The organism is Alicyclobacillus sp. SO9, assembly GCF_016406125.1.
In the GTDB taxonomy this organism is placed as follows: domain Bacteria; phylum Bacillota; class Bacilli; order Alicyclobacillales; family Alicyclobacillaceae; genus SO9.
Map to the genome: position 1 here is coordinate 1,751,358 of NZ_CP066339.1, position 19,560 is coordinate 1,770,917.

The 19,560-nt window shown below is 48.2% G+C and carries 13 protein-coding genes; 10 read left to right on the forward strand and 3 right to left on the reverse strand.

Going from position 1 to position 19,560, the window contains the following annotated elements; genetic code table 11:
• The first annotated feature begins 1 nt into the window (after window position 1).
• The 4 genes from GI364_RS07850 (at window position 2) to GI364_RS07865 (ending at window position 5,467) form a co-directional block, all read left to right on the forward strand.
• On the forward strand, window positions 2–3,184 hold the full coding sequence (locus GI364_RS07850) for a DNA polymerase III subunit alpha (protein ID WP_198853074.1): 3,183 nt from the start codon (window positions 2–4) through the stop codon (window positions 3,182–3,184).
• A gap of 127 nt (window positions 3,185–3,311) precedes the next feature.
• On the forward strand, window positions 3,312–4,367 hold the full coding sequence (locus tag GI364_RS07855; protein ID WP_198853075.1) for a phospholipase D-like domain-containing protein: 1,056 nt from the start codon (window positions 3,312–3,314) through the stop codon (window positions 4,365–4,367).
• 128 nt (window positions 4,368–4,495) lie between these two features.
• On the forward strand, window positions 4,496–4,912 hold the full coding sequence (locus tag GI364_RS07860) for a phosphatase PAP2 family protein (RefSeq protein WP_233096157.1): 417 nt from the start codon (window positions 4,496–4,498) through the stop codon (window positions 4,910–4,912).
• Between the two features lie 132 nt (window positions 4,913–5,044).
• Window positions 5,045–5,467 carry an OsmC family protein gene (locus tag GI364_RS07865; RefSeq protein WP_370541838.1) on the forward strand — a complete coding sequence of 141 codons (423 nt, stop codon included), beginning with the start codon at window positions 5,045–5,047 and terminating at the stop codon, window positions 5,465–5,467.
• Between the two features lie 73 nt (window positions 5,468–5,540).
• Here the strand turns inward: GI364_RS07865 and GI364_RS07870 are convergent, their stop codons facing one another.
• The gene (locus tag GI364_RS07870) at window positions 5,541–5,948 is read right to left on the reverse strand and encodes a histidine triad nucleotide-binding protein (protein WP_198853078.1); all 408 of its coding nucleotides are present in this window, start codon (window positions 5,946–5,948) and stop codon (window positions 5,541–5,543) included.
• An 80-nt stretch (window positions 5,949–6,028) separates the two neighbouring features.
• Here GI364_RS07870 and GI364_RS07875 point away from each other — a divergent pair, with 80 nt between their 5' ends.
• The 4 genes from GI364_RS07875 (at window position 6,029) to GI364_RS07890 (ending at window position 12,666) form a co-directional block, all read left to right on the forward strand.
• On the forward strand, window positions 6,029–6,970 hold the full coding sequence (locus GI364_RS07875; protein ID WP_233096059.1) for an aminotransferase class IV: 942 nt from the start codon (window positions 6,029–6,031) through the stop codon (window positions 6,968–6,970).
• 177 nt (window positions 6,971–7,147) lie between these two features.
• Window positions 7,148–9,553 carry a 3-hydroxyacyl-CoA dehydrogenase/enoyl-CoA hydratase family protein gene (locus GI364_RS07880; protein ID WP_198853080.1) on the forward strand — a complete coding sequence of 802 codons (2,406 nt, stop codon included), beginning with the start codon at window positions 7,148–7,150 and terminating at the stop codon, window positions 9,551–9,553.
• Window positions 9,554–9,567: 14 nt separating this feature from the next.
• Complete coding sequence (locus GI364_RS07885) at window positions 9,568–10,749, forward strand: acetyl-CoA C-acetyltransferase (RefSeq protein ID WP_198853081.1); 1,182 nt, start codon at window positions 9,568–9,570, stop codon at window positions 10,747–10,749.
• A 144-nt stretch (window positions 10,750–10,893) separates the two neighbouring features.
• Window positions 10,894–12,666 carry an acyl-CoA dehydrogenase family protein gene (locus GI364_RS07890; protein ID WP_198853082.1) on the forward strand — a complete coding sequence of 591 codons (1,773 nt, stop codon included), beginning with the start codon at window positions 10,894–10,896 and terminating at the stop codon, window positions 12,664–12,666.
• Window positions 12,667–12,907: 241 nt separating this feature from the next.
• Here GI364_RS07890 and GI364_RS07895 read toward each other — a convergent pair whose 3' ends face one another.
• Both GI364_RS07895 and GI364_RS07900 read right to left on the reverse strand, forming a co-directional pair.
• On the reverse strand, window positions 12,908–13,648 hold the full coding sequence (locus GI364_RS07895) for a 3D domain-containing protein (RefSeq protein ID WP_233096060.1): 741 nt from the start codon (window positions 13,646–13,648) through the stop codon (window positions 12,908–12,910).
• A 637-nt stretch (window positions 13,649–14,285) separates the two neighbouring features.
• Window positions 14,286–15,149, reverse strand: a complete 864-nt coding sequence (locus GI364_RS07900) for a deoxyribonuclease IV (RefSeq protein WP_198853083.1) — start codon at window positions 15,147–15,149, stop codon at window positions 14,286–14,288.
• 235 nt (window positions 15,150–15,384) lie between these two features.
• Between GI364_RS07900 and GI364_RS07905 the strand changes: the two genes are divergently transcribed.
• Together GI364_RS07905 and icmF are read left to right on the forward strand one after the other, a co-directional pair.
• A complete protein-coding gene (locus tag GI364_RS07905) occupies window positions 15,385–16,011 on the forward strand; it encodes a TetR/AcrR family transcriptional regulator (protein ID WP_198853084.1) in 627 nt (208 codons plus the stop codon).
• 145 nt (window positions 16,012–16,156) lie between these two features.
• Window positions 16,157–19,468: a fused isobutyryl-CoA mutase/GTPase IcmF gene (gene icmF, locus GI364_RS07910; protein ID WP_198853902.1), complete on the forward strand. Its 3,312-nt coding sequence runs from the start codon at window positions 16,157–16,159 to the stop codon at window positions 19,466–19,468.
• Window positions 19,469–19,560: the final 92 nt, after the last annotated feature.

Genomic DNA, 19,560 nt, shown 5'->3' on the forward strand with positions numbered 1-19,560 from the left:
TGTGAAAGAGAGAGAGTTTGTCCATCTTCACTGTCATTCGCCTTACTCTTTTCTAGACGGAGCTTCTCCTATTGAATCCTTAACAGCAAAGGCTGCTATGTGGGGAATGTCTGCGTTGGCGTTGACGGATAGCAATACAATAGCCGGACTTCCAGAATTTCATAAATGGGCTGCTTCGTACGGAATTAAACCGATTTCCGGATCTGAAGTGACGCTGACAGACGGGACACATCTGACGCTCCTTGCAGAAAACAAGACTGGGTATACGCACCTCTGTCAATTGTTGACTTTGGCGCATGAAGGAGAAGACGGCCGGTTGGACCCAAAACTGTCGGAGAGAGATTTATTTGCAAACAGTGAAGGCCTGATTGTGCTGTCCGGCTGCAGAAAAGGACGGATTGCACAGCATTTGTTGAATTATCAACCGGATGCAGCGTTAGCCGTTGCTAAAAAGTATCAGGCTGTTTTTCCGGGATCCTATTTTTTAGAGTTACAGGGAGATGCATATCCGAGGACAAACTGGTTGAACAGCCAACTTGCCGAGCTCAGCAGACATACACACATTCCGATGGCAGGGACCAGCAATGTTCACCATGTGAACCCGGCTGATTCTCCGGTATACGATGCATTGAAGTGTATTTCTTGTGATACGGACGTATATACACCGCATCCTAATCGTCCGTTAAATACTACCCGATATTTGCATTCAAAGGAAGAAGCCTACAACCGGTTTGCTGAATATCCAGAGGCTGTTTCAAGTACACAGGCTATAGCACAGCGGTGTCAGGTGGTGCTGAGCTTAGGAGCCAGTTTGTTCCCTAAGTATAAACTTCCTTCTAAAGAATTTTCCGCAATGGACTACTTCCGCCGGCTGGTTTATAACGGGGCAAAACAACGTTACGGCAGTTTGACAAATGAGATAAAAGAGCGCTTGGAGTATGAGTTCAGTATTATTTTACAACTTGGTTATGTAGATTACTTTCTAGTGGTCTGGGATATTGTCCGGTTTGCCAGACAAAACCGTATTCGTTGTGCAGGCCGTGGTTCAGCGGCAGATTCTGCGGTTGCATACTGCCTCTTTATAACCGATGTAGATGCTGTCGGCAGAAATTTGCTGTTTGAGCGTTTCATGAGTCTGGAACGGGCTGAACGGCCGGATATCGACATTGATTTTGACAGCCGCAGGCGGGATGAAGTCATAGACTATGTCTACCGCAAATACGGACGTGATTATGTAGCGAGAATCGCAACACTTCAAACATTCCGCGGACGCTCTGCCATCCGGGAGTTCGGCAAGGCCCTAGGTGTACCGCAGAGGATTTTGGACGTGGTGGCAAAACGGGTTCCTGCTATGGCGCATGCTGACGACTTGGCCGAAATGTTTGACCGAATTCCGGAAATGCAGGAGTTGAAACAGTATCAAAAGCAATTGTCGTGGATTTGGAAACTGGCTGAGAAAGCAGCCGGTTTTCCAAGACATTTTGGCATGCATGTAGGTGGGGTTGTCATCAGTTCCCGTCCCCTGTATGAGGTGACATCGCTGCAACCGTCCGCAAAAGGGGAATGGATGACCCCTTTTGACAAACACGCGGTTGAAGATGTTGGACTGGTGAAACTGGATTTATTGTCTTTGCGCACCATGTCGGCCATTGAAGACACCATTGTTCAAAGTGAACGCCAAGGCAGGGCAGTGGACTACGATAGCATCCCGCTTGACGACAAAGCTACTTTTGCCATGATTGGGCGCAGCGACACCGTTGGCGTTTTTCAGTTGGAGAGTCCTGCGCAGAGAGCGCTGCAGGCAAGGCTTGAGTCAAGTGGACTGGAGGATTTGGTAGCTAGTGTTGCGTTGATTCGGCCGGGTCCCATTCAAGGAAATATGGTCGATCCCTTTATTCGTCGCCGCCGCGGCCTCGAACCGATTTCTTACTTGCATCCCAAACTGGAGCCCATCCTTGCAAAAACCTATGGCGTTGTTTTATTTCAGGAGCAAGTCATAGAAATCGCTACGGTCATTGCTCAGTTTTCACCCGGAGAAGCGGATGAACTGCGCAGAGTGATGAGTAAGGCTCGGACACGTGCAGAGATGGATCGCATTGGAGATAGATTCTTGAAAAAAGCTAGACAGGCAGGTGTTGACGAAGCAGCAGCAGATACCATTTTCTCGTATATTAAAGGTTATGCCAGCTATGGTTTTTGTGAAGCACATGCCGCTGCTTTTGCAGCGACTTCCTATAAAACTGCCTATCTGTCCAGGCATTACCCGGCTGAATTTTTTGCCTCTATTTTAAACCAGCAGCCAATGGGCTATTATCCTGTTCATGTTGTTTGTGCAGCTGCCAGACAACGGGGCATTGCTGTTATTGGCCCAGATATCAACCGCAGTGAATGGGAATGTACGGTGAAAAAGAATCAAATTCAGTTAGGCTTTTGTCTTATCAAAGGCATACGTCAATCACTGGTACAAAAAATTGTTTCTGAACGACAACAACATGGAGGCTTTGAGTCGGCGCCGGACTGTATTTCGCGCGTTCATGACCTAGACAGACTATCTGCAGAAAAATTGATTCGAGTCGGTAGTTTTGACGGCGTTTCAAATGTTCCCCGGCAAAGCCAACTGTGGGAACTACCACACTGGTTTGCGCGCAGAATGAACCATTTGCCTCTTCTAAGGCATGAAAGTGTTCAACAAAAACCTTTGGAAATTACTTCGAAAGCCATCATTCGGAATGACAGACAGAAGTACAGAAACACTTTTGATGATGCGGCAAAAGAGAGACAACTGCTTGCAGGACAGTTGTCTGATGAATACAATCTAGTAGGTGTCGGTGTGTCAGGTCACTGGCTGGATTTGTTCAGACCGCACCTGAAAACGGAAGGATATGCTGAAGCGAAAGATGTCATTCACTGTCCTGACAACGCACAAATAAAGTTAGCGGGTATTGTTGTACGGCCGCATCGACCGCCCACGCGCAGCGGCAGAACAACAGTGTTTTTTACGCTGGAAGACGAAACAGGCTTTGCCGATGCAACTATGTTTGAAAATGTTTATCAAGCTACGGGATCCATTATATTTACACCCTATGGGAGATTGATTGGCATGGAGGGAACTGTACAGTACCGGGAGAGTCAACGTCCTCAACTGATTGTGTCGCGAGTCTGGGCATTAACATCAGATAAATAAAAATTATTTTTGTGAAATTATTCATATTTTGTAACAATTATCTTGGTGTGAACAGGTGATGATAGATTGCAAAGCGAAACACAATGCATAAATGTTACATCGCTTCGGGAATGAGGTGCCTTCGCACATGAGAAAAAAGAGTCTGACAGCCATGAGTATTGCACTCCTTGCCTCTTTCTCCCTGGTTGGCTGTACATCTGTGCAAAAAGTACATAAAGTGCAAGCTGTGCCTGCTCCTGCATACAGTCGGGGCATGACGCTGGAATGGGAAAAGGACATTAAAAAGCAAGCTCTCACTATGATTCAAGGCAGTCAACATTACGTTTACCTGGATATTTACGAGCTGTCCGACGCTGATATTCTACAGGCACTGATTAATGCTCATCAACGCGGGGTGGATGTTCGCGTTGTGGTGGATGCGACAGAACAGCATTCACAAAAGACGGCTGTTCCTGCATTAAAGCATGCAGGAATTCCAGTGGAATCACTTCATATCCATGAAGGAATTTCTCATATTAAAATGCTGATTACAGACGGCGCTGCAAGGGGCGTGTTAATCGGCGGTATGAATTTCGGTCAGCACAGTTGGTCGAATAATGATGCCTCTGTCTACATTTCTCATCCCAATCCTTCTTATTTGGCGGTTTTTCGCTGGGATTGGAAGCGAGCTGGAGGGCAACCGGCTGCAGCTCCCTCTACTCAAATGCCGCTGCTGATTGACCGACAGATTGGTCCTCATGTGGTACAAGCCATCGCGCATGCAGAGAAGTCGGTGGAATTGGAAGGATTCGATATCTCTGACTGGAACGTCATCAGTGCATTGAAAATGGATGTGAAGCGGGGATTGAGGGTAGAAGTCCTGTTGGACCCGAACCAATCGTTAAATCGCAGAGCCTCAGATGAACTACGTGACGCAGGCGTTACGGTTCGTTTCTATCGCCCCTATCATTACGAATGGATGCATGCAAAAATCGTAGATATTGACAAAGGTCGGATTTTTATCATAGGCAGTGCAAATTTTAGTCATCAAGCCTACACTTATAATCACGAGGGTGATTTAGAATTGTACAATGTGCCTGCTTTTAATCAGGCTCTTGTCAAAAACATGTCGATTCAATTGGCAAGGGGTACTGACTATCCCAAAGCTGAGAAGTACAAGCAAAGTAGGAGCGATGACCACTGAATCTTTCACTTGCATCCTTGGCGGAGCAGATGGACAAAACCGCTGTGTTACATTGTCAGAAAGCCTGGGAGAGGTTTGAGTTTTTTGACCAATTAATGATAGCAGTCGGTAAGTGGACACCAATAGTGATGTTACTGTTGATTGTCACATCAACTATAAATTTAGAAATGCCTGCGTCCTTGCACCGGCTTGTGCTTGCTCATGCGACTATCGCCGTCGTGGCTGCCATCGTGGCTCGTCTTGTCAATGAACCCGTTTCCCGCCGGTTTAATCGCTTGCGGCCATTCGAGCTGTACGGATTCAGACCGCTTCTCTGTCATGACGGCGGCGCTTCTTTTCCGAGCAATCATGCGACAGGCGCTTTTGCTCTTTCCATCAGTATGTTCGCGGTTCCGAGCTATGGACCTGTCTTGCTTGTGCTGGCCTTTTTGCTTGCGATTTCACGAGTTTACACAGGCCTTCACCACGTTACTGATGTTTTGGCAGGTGCTCTGCACGGACTACTCTTTGCAGTCTTTTTTTTGACACTGTACTCAGTTTTTTAGTTGCATTTTTCCGTCAAGGTTTTGACACTGCTGCTACAGAGGTGTAATTTGACGTCAATAAGCAGTAAAGATTTCTGCGGAGCAGCCTTTTTTGAATAGAAATTTCACGGGAATGATGTGAGGAGGATGTTAATGAAGATTACAGCGAACTGGAAGGGAAAACGTCATTTTGAGGCGTCCGGTCCGTCTGGATATAAGGTATCGATGGATGCCAAGCAAGAGGCGGGGGGAGAAGACAAGGGAAACCGTCCGATGGAATTGGTGCTGATGGGACTCGTTGGATGCACCGGAATTGACATCAGCATGATTTTGGAGCGGATGAGGCAACCCTTACAAGATTTACAAATTGAAGCTGAGGGCACACGTCAGGATGAACATCCGCAACGATTTACCCAAATTGACTTGTATTACCACATCACGGGGGAAGTTGCGCCTGAAAAAGCCTGGCGGGCTATTCATCTCAGTGAGGAAAAATACTGCAGTGCTTCTGCTTCTTTAAATGCAACCATTGTTCCGCATTTGATTTTGAACGGAGACGAAGTTTCGAGTCATTGACAAACCGGCTGAGTAACCGCTACAGTACCTGATTTGAGAGGACAGTTGCCGGCTTGGGCGGCCTCCGCGGTCATTAACCGGGAGGCCACTGGAGCTGGCGTCCGCCAAGCAAGTGAAAGTGCAGGTGCAAAACGGTTTGCTGGCCGTGGAAGCCCACGTTAGATACAATGCGATAACCGTCTTTCTCTACACCCAATTGCACGGCAAGCTTCTGTGCTGCCAGGTGTAATTCTCCCACTAATTCCTTATCTTCAGGCTCTAGTTCCTGAACTGATTGAATATGCTTTTTAGGGATAAGTAATACATGAACAGGCGCTTGCGGACGAATGTCTTCAAAAGCCAGCAACTCGTCTGTTTCAAGAAGTTTTTTCGACGGGAGTTCTCCATTTGCGATTTTGCAGAATAAACAGTCTTCCGTAGCAATCACCTCCGTTTGTATGTTGACATTCAGTGCAGGTAGGATACGCTGTCCATAATACATGAGTTCTGAATGTGATGCGAATCCCTGAGGTGTTGCGACCAGTACGACAATGCGAGACTTTATGAAAGTAGGGGAGCATGGTGAGTGAAATCTACTATGTCAACGGGGAATTTCTATCATCCAAAGAGTCTGTCGTTCCATCTGAAGAACGGGGACATCAATTTGGAGACGGTGTTTACGAAGTAGTCCGTGTGTATGGTGGAAGACCGTTTCTGCTCAATTGGCACTTGGAGCGCCTTGACAGAAGTTGCAAAGCTATTGGTGTTGAGAATCCGCTGTCTCACGAAGAATGGACTGAGCTGATTTCAGAAGCTGTCCGCCGCAGCGGTGAAGAAGAAGCTCAGGTATATTGGCAAGTCACCAGAGGAATTGCACCGCGGGAGCATTTATTTCCACAAGCACAGCCTTCTGTGACAATGACAGTAAAGCCATTGTTGTTGAAGGCGTCTGCTAAGTCGTCTGAGAAATCGCTGTTGTGCATACCTGACGAACGTTGGGCCAACACATGGATTAAAACAATTAATCTCTTACCGAATGTAATTGCAAAGGAAACTGCTCACCGATTCGGGGCAGTAGAAGCTCTTTTCGTAAAATCCGGTGACTTTACTGAAGGGTCCAGCAGCAATGCTTGGTTTGTGCGCGGCACAGACATTTATACGGCCCCGGCGAACCGTTATATTCTACCTGGTATCACCAGGCGTTTTGTACTTCAACTTGCCCAAGAAATCGGATACACAGTATATGAACAAAGTGTTGCTCTAGATGACCTGCACAGCATGGATGAGGTCTTTATGACAAGTACAACACTGGAAGTTCAATCAATTCACTCCGTTGTAGCTGATAGAAATAAAATGTCGTTGCTATACAATCTGCCTGACATTCCTGCCCAAACCCTGCTCTCAACTCCGGAAGACCCTGCTGAAATTTGGAGGAGTTCCAGAAACAACGTAGCTGCACGGCTCCAGGATGCGTTTACGGATGCGGTGAACAAGTTTCGCAATTATGAGGAGCCTGTCCAGTAGAATCAGATCTATCTGGTTCTACTGGCCTTTCAGTCTGGACTAGTCACACACTACTATAAAATTCTGCATATTTTCGATGGAGATCTATTCAAACTTTTACTTGTTTGTTATGATGGGATTGAACCTACCGACTGGTCGGTTAAGTTGACCGACACTACAGAGGGGGATGTAGCGACTGTGATTGACAATGTACGCAAAGCGGCGGTATTGGGAGCCGGTGTAATGGGTGCCGCAATTGCCGCACACTTGGCAAATGCGGGTATAAAAGTGGTATTACTCGACATTGTGCCGCCGAAACTCAGTGAAGAAGATAATGCAAAAGGTCTGACACTACAGGACAAGGCAGTACGAAATCGGTTTGCAACCAAGGGTTTGGCTGCAGCAAGGAAGGTCAAGCCAGCTGCTTTTTATGATGTTGACGATGCCGCGTTAATTGAGGTTGGAAACCTTGAAGACGATTTAGGAAAACTAAGAGATTGTGACTGGGTCATTGAAGTAGTTGTAGAGAACCTGGAAGTGAAGCAGCAATTGCTGGAGCGTGTGGAACAGGCTGTTGGCCCCGAGACCATTGTCAGTTCCAACACATCGGGGATTTCAATTGAAAAGATGAGCCAGAATTGCAGTCTGGAGTTTCGCCAGCGCTTTCTCGGAACGCATTTTTTCAATCCGCCTCGCTACATGAAATTGCTTGAAATCATTCCTGGTCCAGATACCCGCCCTGAAATCGTTTCCTTGATGCAATCTATCGGCGAACGCATTCTCGGCAAGGGTGTGGTCCTGGCAAAAGATACACCCAACTTTATTGCCAACAGAATTGGCACGTATGGGTTGCTCATCACACTTTCCGCAATGGAAGCATACGAACTCGGTGTTGACGAAGTAGACGCAGTGACTGGTCCTGCAATGGGACGTCCAAAAAGCGCTACATTCCGAACGCTGGATTTGGTCGGATTGGATACATTTGTTCATGTTGCGAAGAATGTTCAGCAGTCCGTTACCCGAGATTGGGAAAAGCAGGCGTTTGCTGTACCTGACTATATCCAAAAGATGCTGGACAATGGCTGGATTGGAGAAAAGGCAGGTCAAGGATTCTTCAAACGCGTGAAAAATGAAAATGGAAAGGAAATTCACGCACTGGATTTAACGACTTTGGACTACCGGCTGCGTCGAAAATTGAAATCTTCTTCGTTGGATGCGGCAAAACGAGCCAAAGGTGTGCAGGCAAAGATTTCAACACTGGTTTATGGAAAAGACAAAGCCAGTCAATTTGCGTGGGACATTTTAAAGAAGGTTCTTCTTTACACAGCCACAATCCAAACTGAAATTGCAGATGATATCGTTGCTGTCGACAATGCCATGAAATGGGGATTCAATTGGGACTTGGGCCCCTATGAAACCTGGGATGCCATCGGCGTCGAAAAATCAGTACAGAGGATGCGTGATGAAGGAGACACCATTCCTGAATTCGTAGAGCAACTTCTGTCATCAGGAAAAACCTCTTTCTACGAGAGTACGGATCATCACAACATCGAATTTTATGTTGGCAATGGAGAGTTTCGCAAGCAGACGGAGAATCCAGAACACCTGTCGTTGGCAACGTTAAAAGCGCAAGGAAAGGTGATTAAGAAGAATTCCGGTGCCAGCCTCATCGATATGGGAGACGGTGTAGCTTGTCTGGAATTTCACTCTCCAAAACAGGCGATTGGTGCCGATGTAATACAGATGATGGACTTTTCGGTGGATGAGGTATCGCGAAACTGGGATGCCCTGGTCATCGGCAACGAAGCTCCGAATTTTTGTGTCGGAGCAAACCTGATGTTGATGCTGATGGAGGCGCAGGACGAAAATTGGCAGGACATCAACGCCATTGTGCAGCAGTTCCAGAATGCAGCGATGAAACTGAAGTACTCTGACAAACCTGTCGTAGCTGCACCGTTCAGCATGGCTCTTGGTGGAGGCATGGAAGTGTGTTTCCCAGCCGATCACATTCAGGCAGCTGCAGAAAGCTACGTAGGCTTGGTTGAAGTTGGTGTGGGCCTGATTCCTGGCGGAGGCGGCAACAAGGAGATGCTGCTTCGTGCCAATGAACACGTGCAAGGTGGAGCCGATGTACGACTTGAAAATTATGTTGCGAAAGCCTTTGAAGCTGTTGCCACTGCAAAGGTATCTACCAGTGCCAAGGATGCTAAGAAAATCGGGTATTTGCGGCAATCAGACGGTATTACGCTGAACCGGGATTTTCTCCTCCACGATGCGAAACAAAGAGCACTGGGAATGGCGAAGTCGGGCTACCAGAGAAAAGTGGAAAAACTCGTTCCTGTTGTTGGTGAAGCGGGCGCTGCTCTTCTTAAAACGGGCGTAGAAGCCATGAAGCAAAGCGGTTACGTCTCTAACCACGACGTGGTAATCGCCCATCACCTTATTAATGTCATGACTGGCGGTGCTGTACCCCGCGGTACGCTGGTAACAGAACAGTACCTGCTGGATTTGGAACGGGAGGCATTTCTGAGCTTGATTGGGGAGATGAAAACCCAGCAGAGAATGCAGCACATGTTGACAACTGGGAAACCACTTCGTAACTGACAGGAGGTTGGACAATGAAGGAAGCTGTAATCGTCGCCGCGGCCCGGACGGCCATAGGAAAGGCACCGAAAGGAGCACTTCGAAATTCACGTCCGGACGATTTGGGCGCACTTGTAGTACAGGATTTACTGCGGCGGGCGCCGGAAGTAAAACCTGAAGAGATAGAAGATGTGGTTATGGGTTGTGCCATACCGGAGGCTGAGCAAGGGATGAATGTCGGCAGAATCATTGCTTTACGATCCGGTTTGCCGACCACAGTGCCAGGTGTGACTGTCAATCGCTTTTGTTCCTCTGGTCTTCAGACGATTGCAATGGCTGGTCAGCAAATCATGACGGGCTTTGCTGATACCCTGATTGCTGGCGGTGTCGAGACCATGAGCATGGTTCCCATGGGCGGGTACAACATTTCGCCTAATCCGTATTTGGTGGATAGCAATTCTGCTGCCTACATGGGAATGGGACACACAGCAGAAGAAGTGGCTCGCAGATTCGGGATCAGCCGTGAAGACCAGGATGCATTTGCTCTTCGCAGCCACCAGCGTGCTGCGAAGGCCATCGCCGAAGGGAAATTTAAAGGTGAGATTGTTCCTGTAACCGTAAAGGAAGCAAAGATGGGCAAAGACGGCAGTATGCAGATGAAAGAATGGGTCTTTGACACAGACGAAGGTGTACGTTACGACACATCCATCGAGGCATTGGCGAAATTGCGCCCCGCTTTCCATGTTAAGGGCAGTGTCACCGCAGGCAATTCTTCACAGACCAGTGATGGTGCGGCCGCTGTTTTAATGATGTCTGCTGACAGGGCGAAGGAACTGGGATTAAAGCCTTTGGCAGCGTTTCGTTCCTTTGCTGTTGCAGGTGTCGATCCCGATATTATGGGCGTAGGCCCGGTCGAAGCCGTACCGAAGGCTCTGAAGATAGCCGGCATCAGTCTGGATGACATTGATGTCATCGAACTGAACGAAGCATTTGCGTCGCAGTCACTGCATGTGATTCGCACACTGGGCCTGGATGAAGAGAAGACCAATGTCAATGGCGGTGCCATCGCATTGGGTCACCCTCTGGGATGCACCGGAGGGCGTTTGACGGTTTCCATCTTAAACGAGTTGGAACGCCGGAACGGCAGATATGGACTTGTCACAATGTGTATTGGCGGCGGCATGGGAGCAGCTGGTGTGTTTGAGCGTTTAGACTAATTCAACGCCAAGACGAAGGTTTGTCAGATTACAAGCCTGACTGGTTGTCAGACTACAAGCCTGACTAAGTGGTTCCGTTTTACAAGATAACTTCAATCGTTGTTTGATTTTATTTGATTTGCGATATGCAGGGGAGGAGAAGTCATGGGTACAAGTGAGCGACATTTAACTAAAGGGGGAGCGTTCTTAATTGAAGAAACGCTTCCGGAGAACATCTTTACGCCAGAGGATTTTACACAAGAACACCGTATGATTGACGATACAACTCGTTCATTCGTTGAAGGTGAAATTGTTCCAAATCAAGAACAATTGGAACACCAGGACTGGGACTTGACAGTAAAGTTGCTGAAAAAAGCTGGAGACTTGGGTCTGCTTGGCGCTGATGTGCCTGAAGACTACGATGGGCTAGGCGCAGATAAGGTGACTTCAGCCATTATTACTGAGAACATTACACGCGGAGGGTCTTTTGCGCTGTCTCATGGGGCTCATGTAGGAATCGGATCACTGCCAATTGTATTTTTTGGTAATGAAGAACAGAAGAAAAAATACTTGCCCCAATTAGCCATGGGTGAAAAGATTGCAGCATATGCTCTGACTGAACCCGAATCCGGTTCTGATGCATTGGGCGCAAAGACCACAGCAACCCTCTCAGAGGATGGAAAGTACTACATCCTCAACGGAACAAAACAGTTTATCACGAATTCTGCCTTTGCAGATCTGTTTGTCGTATACGCCAAGATTGACGGGGAGAAGTTCTCCGCATTTATTGTTGAACGCGACTTTGAGGGCGTTTCTACAGGGCCTGAAGAAAAGAAGATGGGCATTAAAGCTTCTTCAACCCGTCCTCTGATTCTGGAAGATGCCAAGGTTCCAGTAGAAAACTTATTGGGTGAAGCAGGGCGCGGACACGTCATTGCGTTCAACATTTTGAACATCGGCCGGTATAAGCTTGCAGTCGGCTGCGTGGGCGGCATTAAGTCGGCCATCGAGACCTCTGTGAAATATGCAAAAGATAGAAAGCAGTTTAAGACTCCGATTGTAAACTTCCCACTGATTCAAAAGAAAATTGCTGACATGAATATTCGCGGATATGTCGCAGAGAGCATGTGTTACCGTTCCACTGGCGATATTGACGGACAGTTAGCTCAGCTAGGTTCGGCCAACGACGGCAAAGTCGTGGCAAAAGCCATTGAAGAATACGCACTAGAGTGTTCGGTCAATAAGGTTTACGCTTCTGAAGCTTTGGATTTTGTTGTGGATGAAGGCGTTCAGATTCACGGCGGATACGGCTTTATTCAGGAATATCCAATTGAGCGTATGTACCGCGACTCTCGTATTAATCGTATTTTTGAAGGGACCAACGAGATTAACCGACTGTTGATTCCAGATATGCTTCTGCGGAAAGCCCTAAAGGGAGAATTACCGCTTCTGCAGGCAGCACAAGGTCTACAGGAAGAGTTAATGGGTATGCTTCCCATGCCGGATGAAAGCGAAACGTTTGGAGCAGAACGGCACATTCTCGAAATGATGAAGAAAGTATTCCTTTTTGTCGGTGGAACCGCCGTCCAAAAATACGAGCAGGCACTGAAGGACGAACAGGAGATTTTGGCTGATTTGGCCGACATGATTGCTGAGATCTATGCACTCGAGAGCGCCTTGCTCCGGGCAGAGAAAGAACTGGACAACGGAAAAGATGCAGACAACAAGGTTGAGATGGTTCAGGTCTATTCTCGCGAAGCCATGACTCGCATGGACGGGTTTGCCAAGAATGTGCTGGCAGCAATGGAAGAAGGAGATACACTCCGTACGCAGCTTGCCGTTCTTCGCAAATTGACACGCTTCCAGCCAGTCAATGCACGGGACTTGAAACGCCGTATTGCCAATCGGGTGATTGAAGCAGAACAGTACCAGGCTTAACGATTTACACTTGTGTATGGATGACCTATTGGCTTTAGAACTTGAGATGAACCGTTCGGATGAACCATTGGCTTAAGCTTTTGGGACGACGATTTGTCACTGTATGTATCATTCAAGCAAAAAGGGGTCGCGGCTGCCAAATTTGTGACAGCCTGCGACCCTTCTTTGTCTTACTGCAACTCCCTAGCTTTCTTGTCTTACTGCAGCCTTGCTTGCTGTCTACAGTATTGATGGTTCCAGCCTAGTTTTGACCTGAAAGAGGAATATGGAACCAGTTTGGCAAAATGTAAACTTTCTTATGGTGCTGTACACCGAACTTTACAGCTGTAGAGCGACTGTTGTAGAAGATATCAATATGGTCTCCCTTGATAGCACCGCCAGTATCTTCTGCTACACGGTAACCCACGCCGGGAATATAAAGCTTCGTTCCATATGGAATGACGTTTGGGTCTACGGCAACAGTGACTCCTTGTTGAGCGGTCTGCCCTGTGGACGTGACTCCGTATGCAGGACTGCTAGGTGATTTTCCAGTTGACAGGGGACCTGCCGTGTATGCAGTCAAGGTACAGTAGATGACTCTGCTGTCACTGAGGGCAATGCTTTTCGTCGAACGTGAAGTCGAACTTGAAGACGAACCTGCACTCCCACTTAAAGATACTTTCCCCTGTGAACGTTCGGTCGGGACCGAATTAGAACTACTATTTGACCCATTCCAAACACTGAATTTTAGTACTTTTCCAATCTGCAGCAGTCTAGGATTCACAATATGGTTTTGGGATATCAAATCCTTTAGTGCAACATGTAACTGGTGGGCCAGGTTCCACAGTGTATCCCCTTTTTTCACAGTATATGTTTGTACATTCTTAGATGCTGGTGGTACCATTTGTTGAGATGAATTGGAACGGACGGACGCTAAACTGATGATGGGTGCTGTCACAGAGAAGAACGCCATAGTCAGCCATATCAGTATTTTCCGACGCATGAAAGCCTCTCCCTTTCTTTTTTGTCTATTACAGAACTGGTAACAATATGGACAAATTTGAAAGGGTTTAAACCTAGCGCCTCTATGTAACGGTGCTGGACAAGGTTATGTTCCAAACTATAATTAGGAGTTTGTTACGGCTTTGAGGTTTCAGGAGCGATGCTTCATGGCCAGTCACTGAGCGGGGGAATGTGATAGATTTATTTCTAAGTAGGTATTGTAGCGGATCGGCGGGTCAATTTGTCGTTAAGCTCCCCACAGATGCCTATTTGCGTGATTAATGTCCATTTCCGGTGGATAAGCACCTGTGGGATCTCTATTCGGATACTACCGTCGAATTTGGGTTGAAATTGGGGTATTAAGCTCTTCTGGAGCGCCTATTTGCCTCTTTAGTAGTTATCAAAGACAAATAAGCCTGTCTGGGATCTCTATTTTGGACACGTCTGCGACAGCTCCGCGACACGGACCTGTCACGGACCGTCACTTGGCCTGTCAGTGGCGCCCTCACTCTCCTGTGACGCACCTTTTCACAATAAAATTTGTATAGTAATAAAATTTGTATAAAAGAAAAAATCCGGTCTGCACCGGATTTACTCCATTTCCCCTATAAGTGACAATTTTATCTTAAGCGTCATCCTTACTCTTGCGGCTTCCTGTCCAGAATTGCGTCAATCTCTGAGCGGTACTTGCCGCCGGGAGTCTCGAGAATTTGGGGTTTCCCACGGAGTGCTTCGTGGTGGACAATGTGTTTGATGGCTTCCAAACCAAGGGAGCCGTCGCCAATATTGGCGTGTCGGTCTTTTCTTGATTCAAACGGGTTTTTGGAATCATTGATGTGTGCAACCTTGAGCTTGTCCAAACCAATCACTTCATCAAATCGCTTCAGAAATCCATCGAAGTCGTTGACCACATCGTATCCGTAACTGTAGTTGTGGCAAGTGTCGATGCAGACGCCAAGTTTGTCACGGTGCTCGACAAGATTCATAATTTCAGAAATTTGTTCCAACGAGTTGCCAACTTTGGAACCGTCTCCGGCCATGGTTTCAAGACACAGGTGCAGGTTTTCGTCTCCGCTGAGGATGCGATTTAAGCCATCTGCAATTCGCTTGATGGCGTAGTCTTCACCTTCTCCGACATGGCTGCCCGGATGCATGACAATATAGTTCAATCCCAAGTATTCGACTCGTCTGATTTCTTCCGAGAGGACGTCAACGCCGTACTGCCAAGTCTCTTCCTTCGGACTTGCCAGGTTGACGAGGTAGGAAAGGTGAACAACGGGATCGTAGATGCCGTGTTCCTTCATTAACTCCCATGCTTCATCGCGGTTAAAATCTTCAATGGGGCGGGCTTTGCCGCCGCGGTTACTGCGGGTATAAATCATATATGTGTTTGCATCGTACTCTATGGTCTCTTTCACGGCCGCCAGCAATCCTGTCTTTGCAATGGATACGTTGGCGCCGAGAAGTATGTCCGGCACGCGTTGGGACGACTTCTCCGTCATGGTTTAGCATCCTCCTAATTCAACTCTGTGTTTCTTTCATTCTCGTTTTGTCCCTACCAGAATACCAGTGTTCATCGTAAAGATAAAACCTTGACGGTAATTTCATGAGTCGTTACACTTGAAACAGGAAACTGAACGAGCGCTCAGTCGACTAAGAGCCGGCAACTGAACTCCAAACGAAGAGACAGGTGGTTGAGTGCAAAAGGTGAGGGACTGGTGAAAGAGGTGCGGCAAAATGGGCTCGGTCCATATTCAGAGTAATGTTAAGGATCCTAAAAAAGTTGAGATGAGACGAGCACAGATTGTCGCTGCTGCGGTGAAACTGTTTATTAAGAAGGGGTTTCATCCCACCACAACGCGGGAGATTGCGAAGGCGAGCGGTCTTTCAACCGGATTGTTGTATGAGTACGTGCAGTCCAAAGAAGACATTCTCTTTCTCGTTTGCCGTCACATTCACGAGGAAGTAGAAACCCGTGTTGAAGGCAGTTTGACAGAGACTGGACAAGGGAGTCAGCGCCTTCGCGAAGCCATTTGGTCACTGTTTACAGCCATTGATTCAATGCCTGATGAAGTGTTGCTGATTTATCAGGAAAGCAAGTCCCTTCCAAAAGATTTTTTGTCTGAGGTGCTGGGTAAAGAGTCCGAAATCACTGGGATTTTTGAGACGCTGATTTATGAAGGGATTGCCGATAGCAGCTTAGACGTCGATGAAAATGCTGTACCGATTCTGGCACATCAAATTGTGGTAACCGGGCAGATGTGGGCGTTCCGTAGATGGGCTCTGCGCGACGTTGACTTTCATACATTCGCAAAAGTACAAGTGGATTCACTGATGCATGCCTGCGGGAACCGTGTCAGCTAGCGGTTAACAAGTGAATGTGGCCGGTGCGTCCTCGGCTGCTCAGACACAGAAGCGGCGACAAAAAACGATTGAAATGGCACAGGCTAACTGTAAGAGATATGGGGAGGAGATGTACGTAATGGCATCAACGCAAAACAGTTCTGCAATGAAGACGACGAAACAATCCAGTTCAAACAAATCTTATAAGGTGAAAAATGCAGTGCGTTTTGTAACCGCTTCAAGTTTGTTCGACGGTCACGACGCATCCATTAACATCATGCGTCGAATCATTCAGCAGTTGGGTGGGGAAGTGATTCACCTTGGTCACAATCGATCGGTTGATGAAATCGTCACAGCCGCCATCCAGGAAGACGCTCAGGGGATTGCGGTCAGTTCTTACCAGGGCGGGCACATGGAGTTTTTCAAATACATGTACGACTTGCTCCAGGAGCGGGGCGCCTCGCATATCAAGGTTTTTGGCGGCGGCGGCGGTGTCATTGTGCCGGACGAAATCCGGGAATTGGAAAGCTACGGCATCAGCAAGATTTTTTCGCCTGACGACGGCCGCAGACTCGGCCTAAAGGGTATGATTCAAGCCATGGTTGAAGCATGCGACTTTCCGACTGTCACAGATGCGGAGGGACTCTTGCAGGAACTGGACCCGCAGCACCCTGCCACTGTGGCGAAGCTGATTACCTTTGCTGAACAGAAAGACAGCATGGATTCCAACCACTATAAAAACGTGTTTTCCGCAATACGCGAGCGGGCAGGCCATACGCCAGTTCTGGGAATTACAGGTACAGGCGGCGCTGGAAAATCGTCTTTGACGGATGAACTGGTTCGGCGTTTTCTCACTGACTTTGAGGATAAGACCGTTGCTATCTTCTCCATCGATCCCTCTAAGCAGAAGACGGGCGGCGCACTTTTGGGCGATCGCATTCGTATGAACGCCATTCACCACCCGAATGTATACATGCGCAGCCTGGCCACCCGGGAGTCCCGCAGCGAATTGTCCGCGGCGGTCTCGGAAGCCATCGAAATAGCACGCTATGCTGGCTATGACTTGATTATTGTCGAGACGAGCGGCATTGGGCAGGGCGATGCGGATATCGTCTCTGTATCAGATGTATCTATGTACGTTATGACAGCAGAATTCGGTGCACCCAGCCAATTGGAAAAAATTGATATGCTGGATTATGCAGACTTGGTGGCTATCAACAAGTTTGACAGGCGCGGCTCTGAAGATGCTCTTCGCCATGTGCGTAAACAAATGCAGCGAAACGGTGAGGACTTTTCAAAGAAGGTTGAAGATATGCCTGTGTACGGGACGATTGCCAGCCAGTTTAACGATCCAGGCACAAACATCCTCTACCGCAAACTCATTGACACCGTGAACGACAAAATGGGGTTAGCGTGGTCGAGCAGTTGGCCTGAGTTGGATAAGCGACAGAGTAAGACAGCCATTATTCCCGGTGAACGAGTTACTTATCTGCTGGACATTGTGAAGACCGTTCACGGTTACCGTCAGAATGCAGAGGATACAGCCGAGCAGGCTCGCAAAGCCTACCAGCTGCAGGGTACGCTGGAGCAGTTGAAGGCGTCTGAGAATGCTTCTGGGAATGCGTCTGAGCCAACCGTCGAGAAAACAACAGAGGCGCTGTCTGCGGTTGAATTCCTGTACAACGAACTGTGGAGTAAGCTGGATGACGAGGCTAAGGGAATTTTGAACGGATGGGAAGAAAAACGCAAAATTTACGCTGCCGATGAGCTTGTCACAAAGGTACGCGACAAGGAAATTCGCTCACCCCTCTTTACCACGTCTTTGTCCGGCTCACGAATTCCAAAAATCTCCCTTCCGAAATACAAGGACTGGGGCGACATTGTGCTTTGGAACCTGCTGGAAAACGTGCCTGGCGAGTTCCCGTATACGGCAGGGGTCTTCCCTTTGAAACGGAAGGAAGAAGAGCCGAAACGCCAGTTTGCCGGTGAAGGAACACCGGAGCGGACCAATCGCCGTTTCCACTATTTATCTGAGAACGATCCCGCAAAACGCCTGTCCACAGCTTTTGACAGCGTCACTTTGTACGGTGAAGACCCGGACTACCGCCCGGACATCTACGGCAAGGTGGGAGAGAGCGGCGTCAGCATTTGTTCGTTGGATGATATGAAGAAGCTCTATGCAGGCTTTGACTTGTGTGCACCGTCCACAAGTGTTTCCATGACCATCAACGGACCCGCTCCGATGATTCTGGCCATGTTTATGAATACGGCCATCAGTCAGCAGGTGGAAAAGTTTGAACAGGAGCAGGGCCGCAAAGCGACGGCTGAAGAATACCAGCAAATCAAGGAGAAGACGCTGCAAACGGTTCGCGGTACCGTCCAGGCGGATATTCTTAAGGAAGACCAGGGTCAGAACACCTGCATCTTCTCCACAGAGTTCGCACTGCGCATGATGGGAGATATTCAGCAGTATTTTATTGACCACAAGGTCCGCAACTACTACTCCGTCAGCATCAGCGGCTATCACATTGCTGAAGCAGGTGCCAACCCGATTTCACAGTTGGCATTCACTTTGGCCAATGCCTTCACCTATGTGGAGTATTATCTCAGCCGCGGCATGAGCGTCGATGCGTTTGCCCCCAATCTGTCCTTTTTCTTCAGTAATGGGATGGATCCCGAATACACCGTCATTGGCCGCGTCGCACGCCGCATTTGGTCTGTTGTCATGCGTGACAAGTACGGCGCTAATCCGCGCAGCCAAAAGCTGAAGTATCACATTCAAACCTCCGGCCGCTCCTTGCACGCGCAGGAAATCGATTTTAACGATATCAGGACAACGCTGCAGGCCCTGATTGCCATCTATGACAACTGCAACTCACTGCACACAAATGCTTACGACGAAGCCATTACGACGCCAACAGAAGAGTCTGTGCGCAGAGCCATGGCGATTCAGATGATTGTCAATCGGGAGTTTGGTCTGGCCAAGAATGAGAATCCGCTGCAGGGTGCGTTTATCGTTGAAGAATTGACCGATCTCGTTGAAGAAGCAGTCATGCAGGAATTCCTGCACATCAATGACAGAGGCGGCGTCCTTGGTGCCATGGAGACCCAGTACCAGCGCAGCAAGATTCAGGAAGAGTCCATGTACTATGAGGAATTGAAACACTCCGGTGAACTTCCCATTATCGGAGTCAATACGTTTATCAATCCCAACACACTGGCGGAAGATTACGAAGCACCGAAGCTCGAGCTTGCACGGGCTACAAAGGAAGAGAAGGAATCACAAATTAAGAACCTGCATGCCTTCCAGGATGCGCACAGCGATACTGCGGAAGAGTCGCTGCGTAAACTGCAGCAGACAGCAAGCGAAGGCGGCAACATCTTTGCGGAACTGATGGAAACAGTGCAGGTGGCCAGCCTCGGCCAGATTACTCGTGCACTGTACGAAGTGGGCGGCAAGTACCGGCGCAACATGTAAACCGTAAGAGCACCAACTGATAGAAACGAAGCGCAAAAAGCGAAAAAGCGAAAAAGCATGTGTAGAAACACACTGCAGGGCTGCTTCTAAAG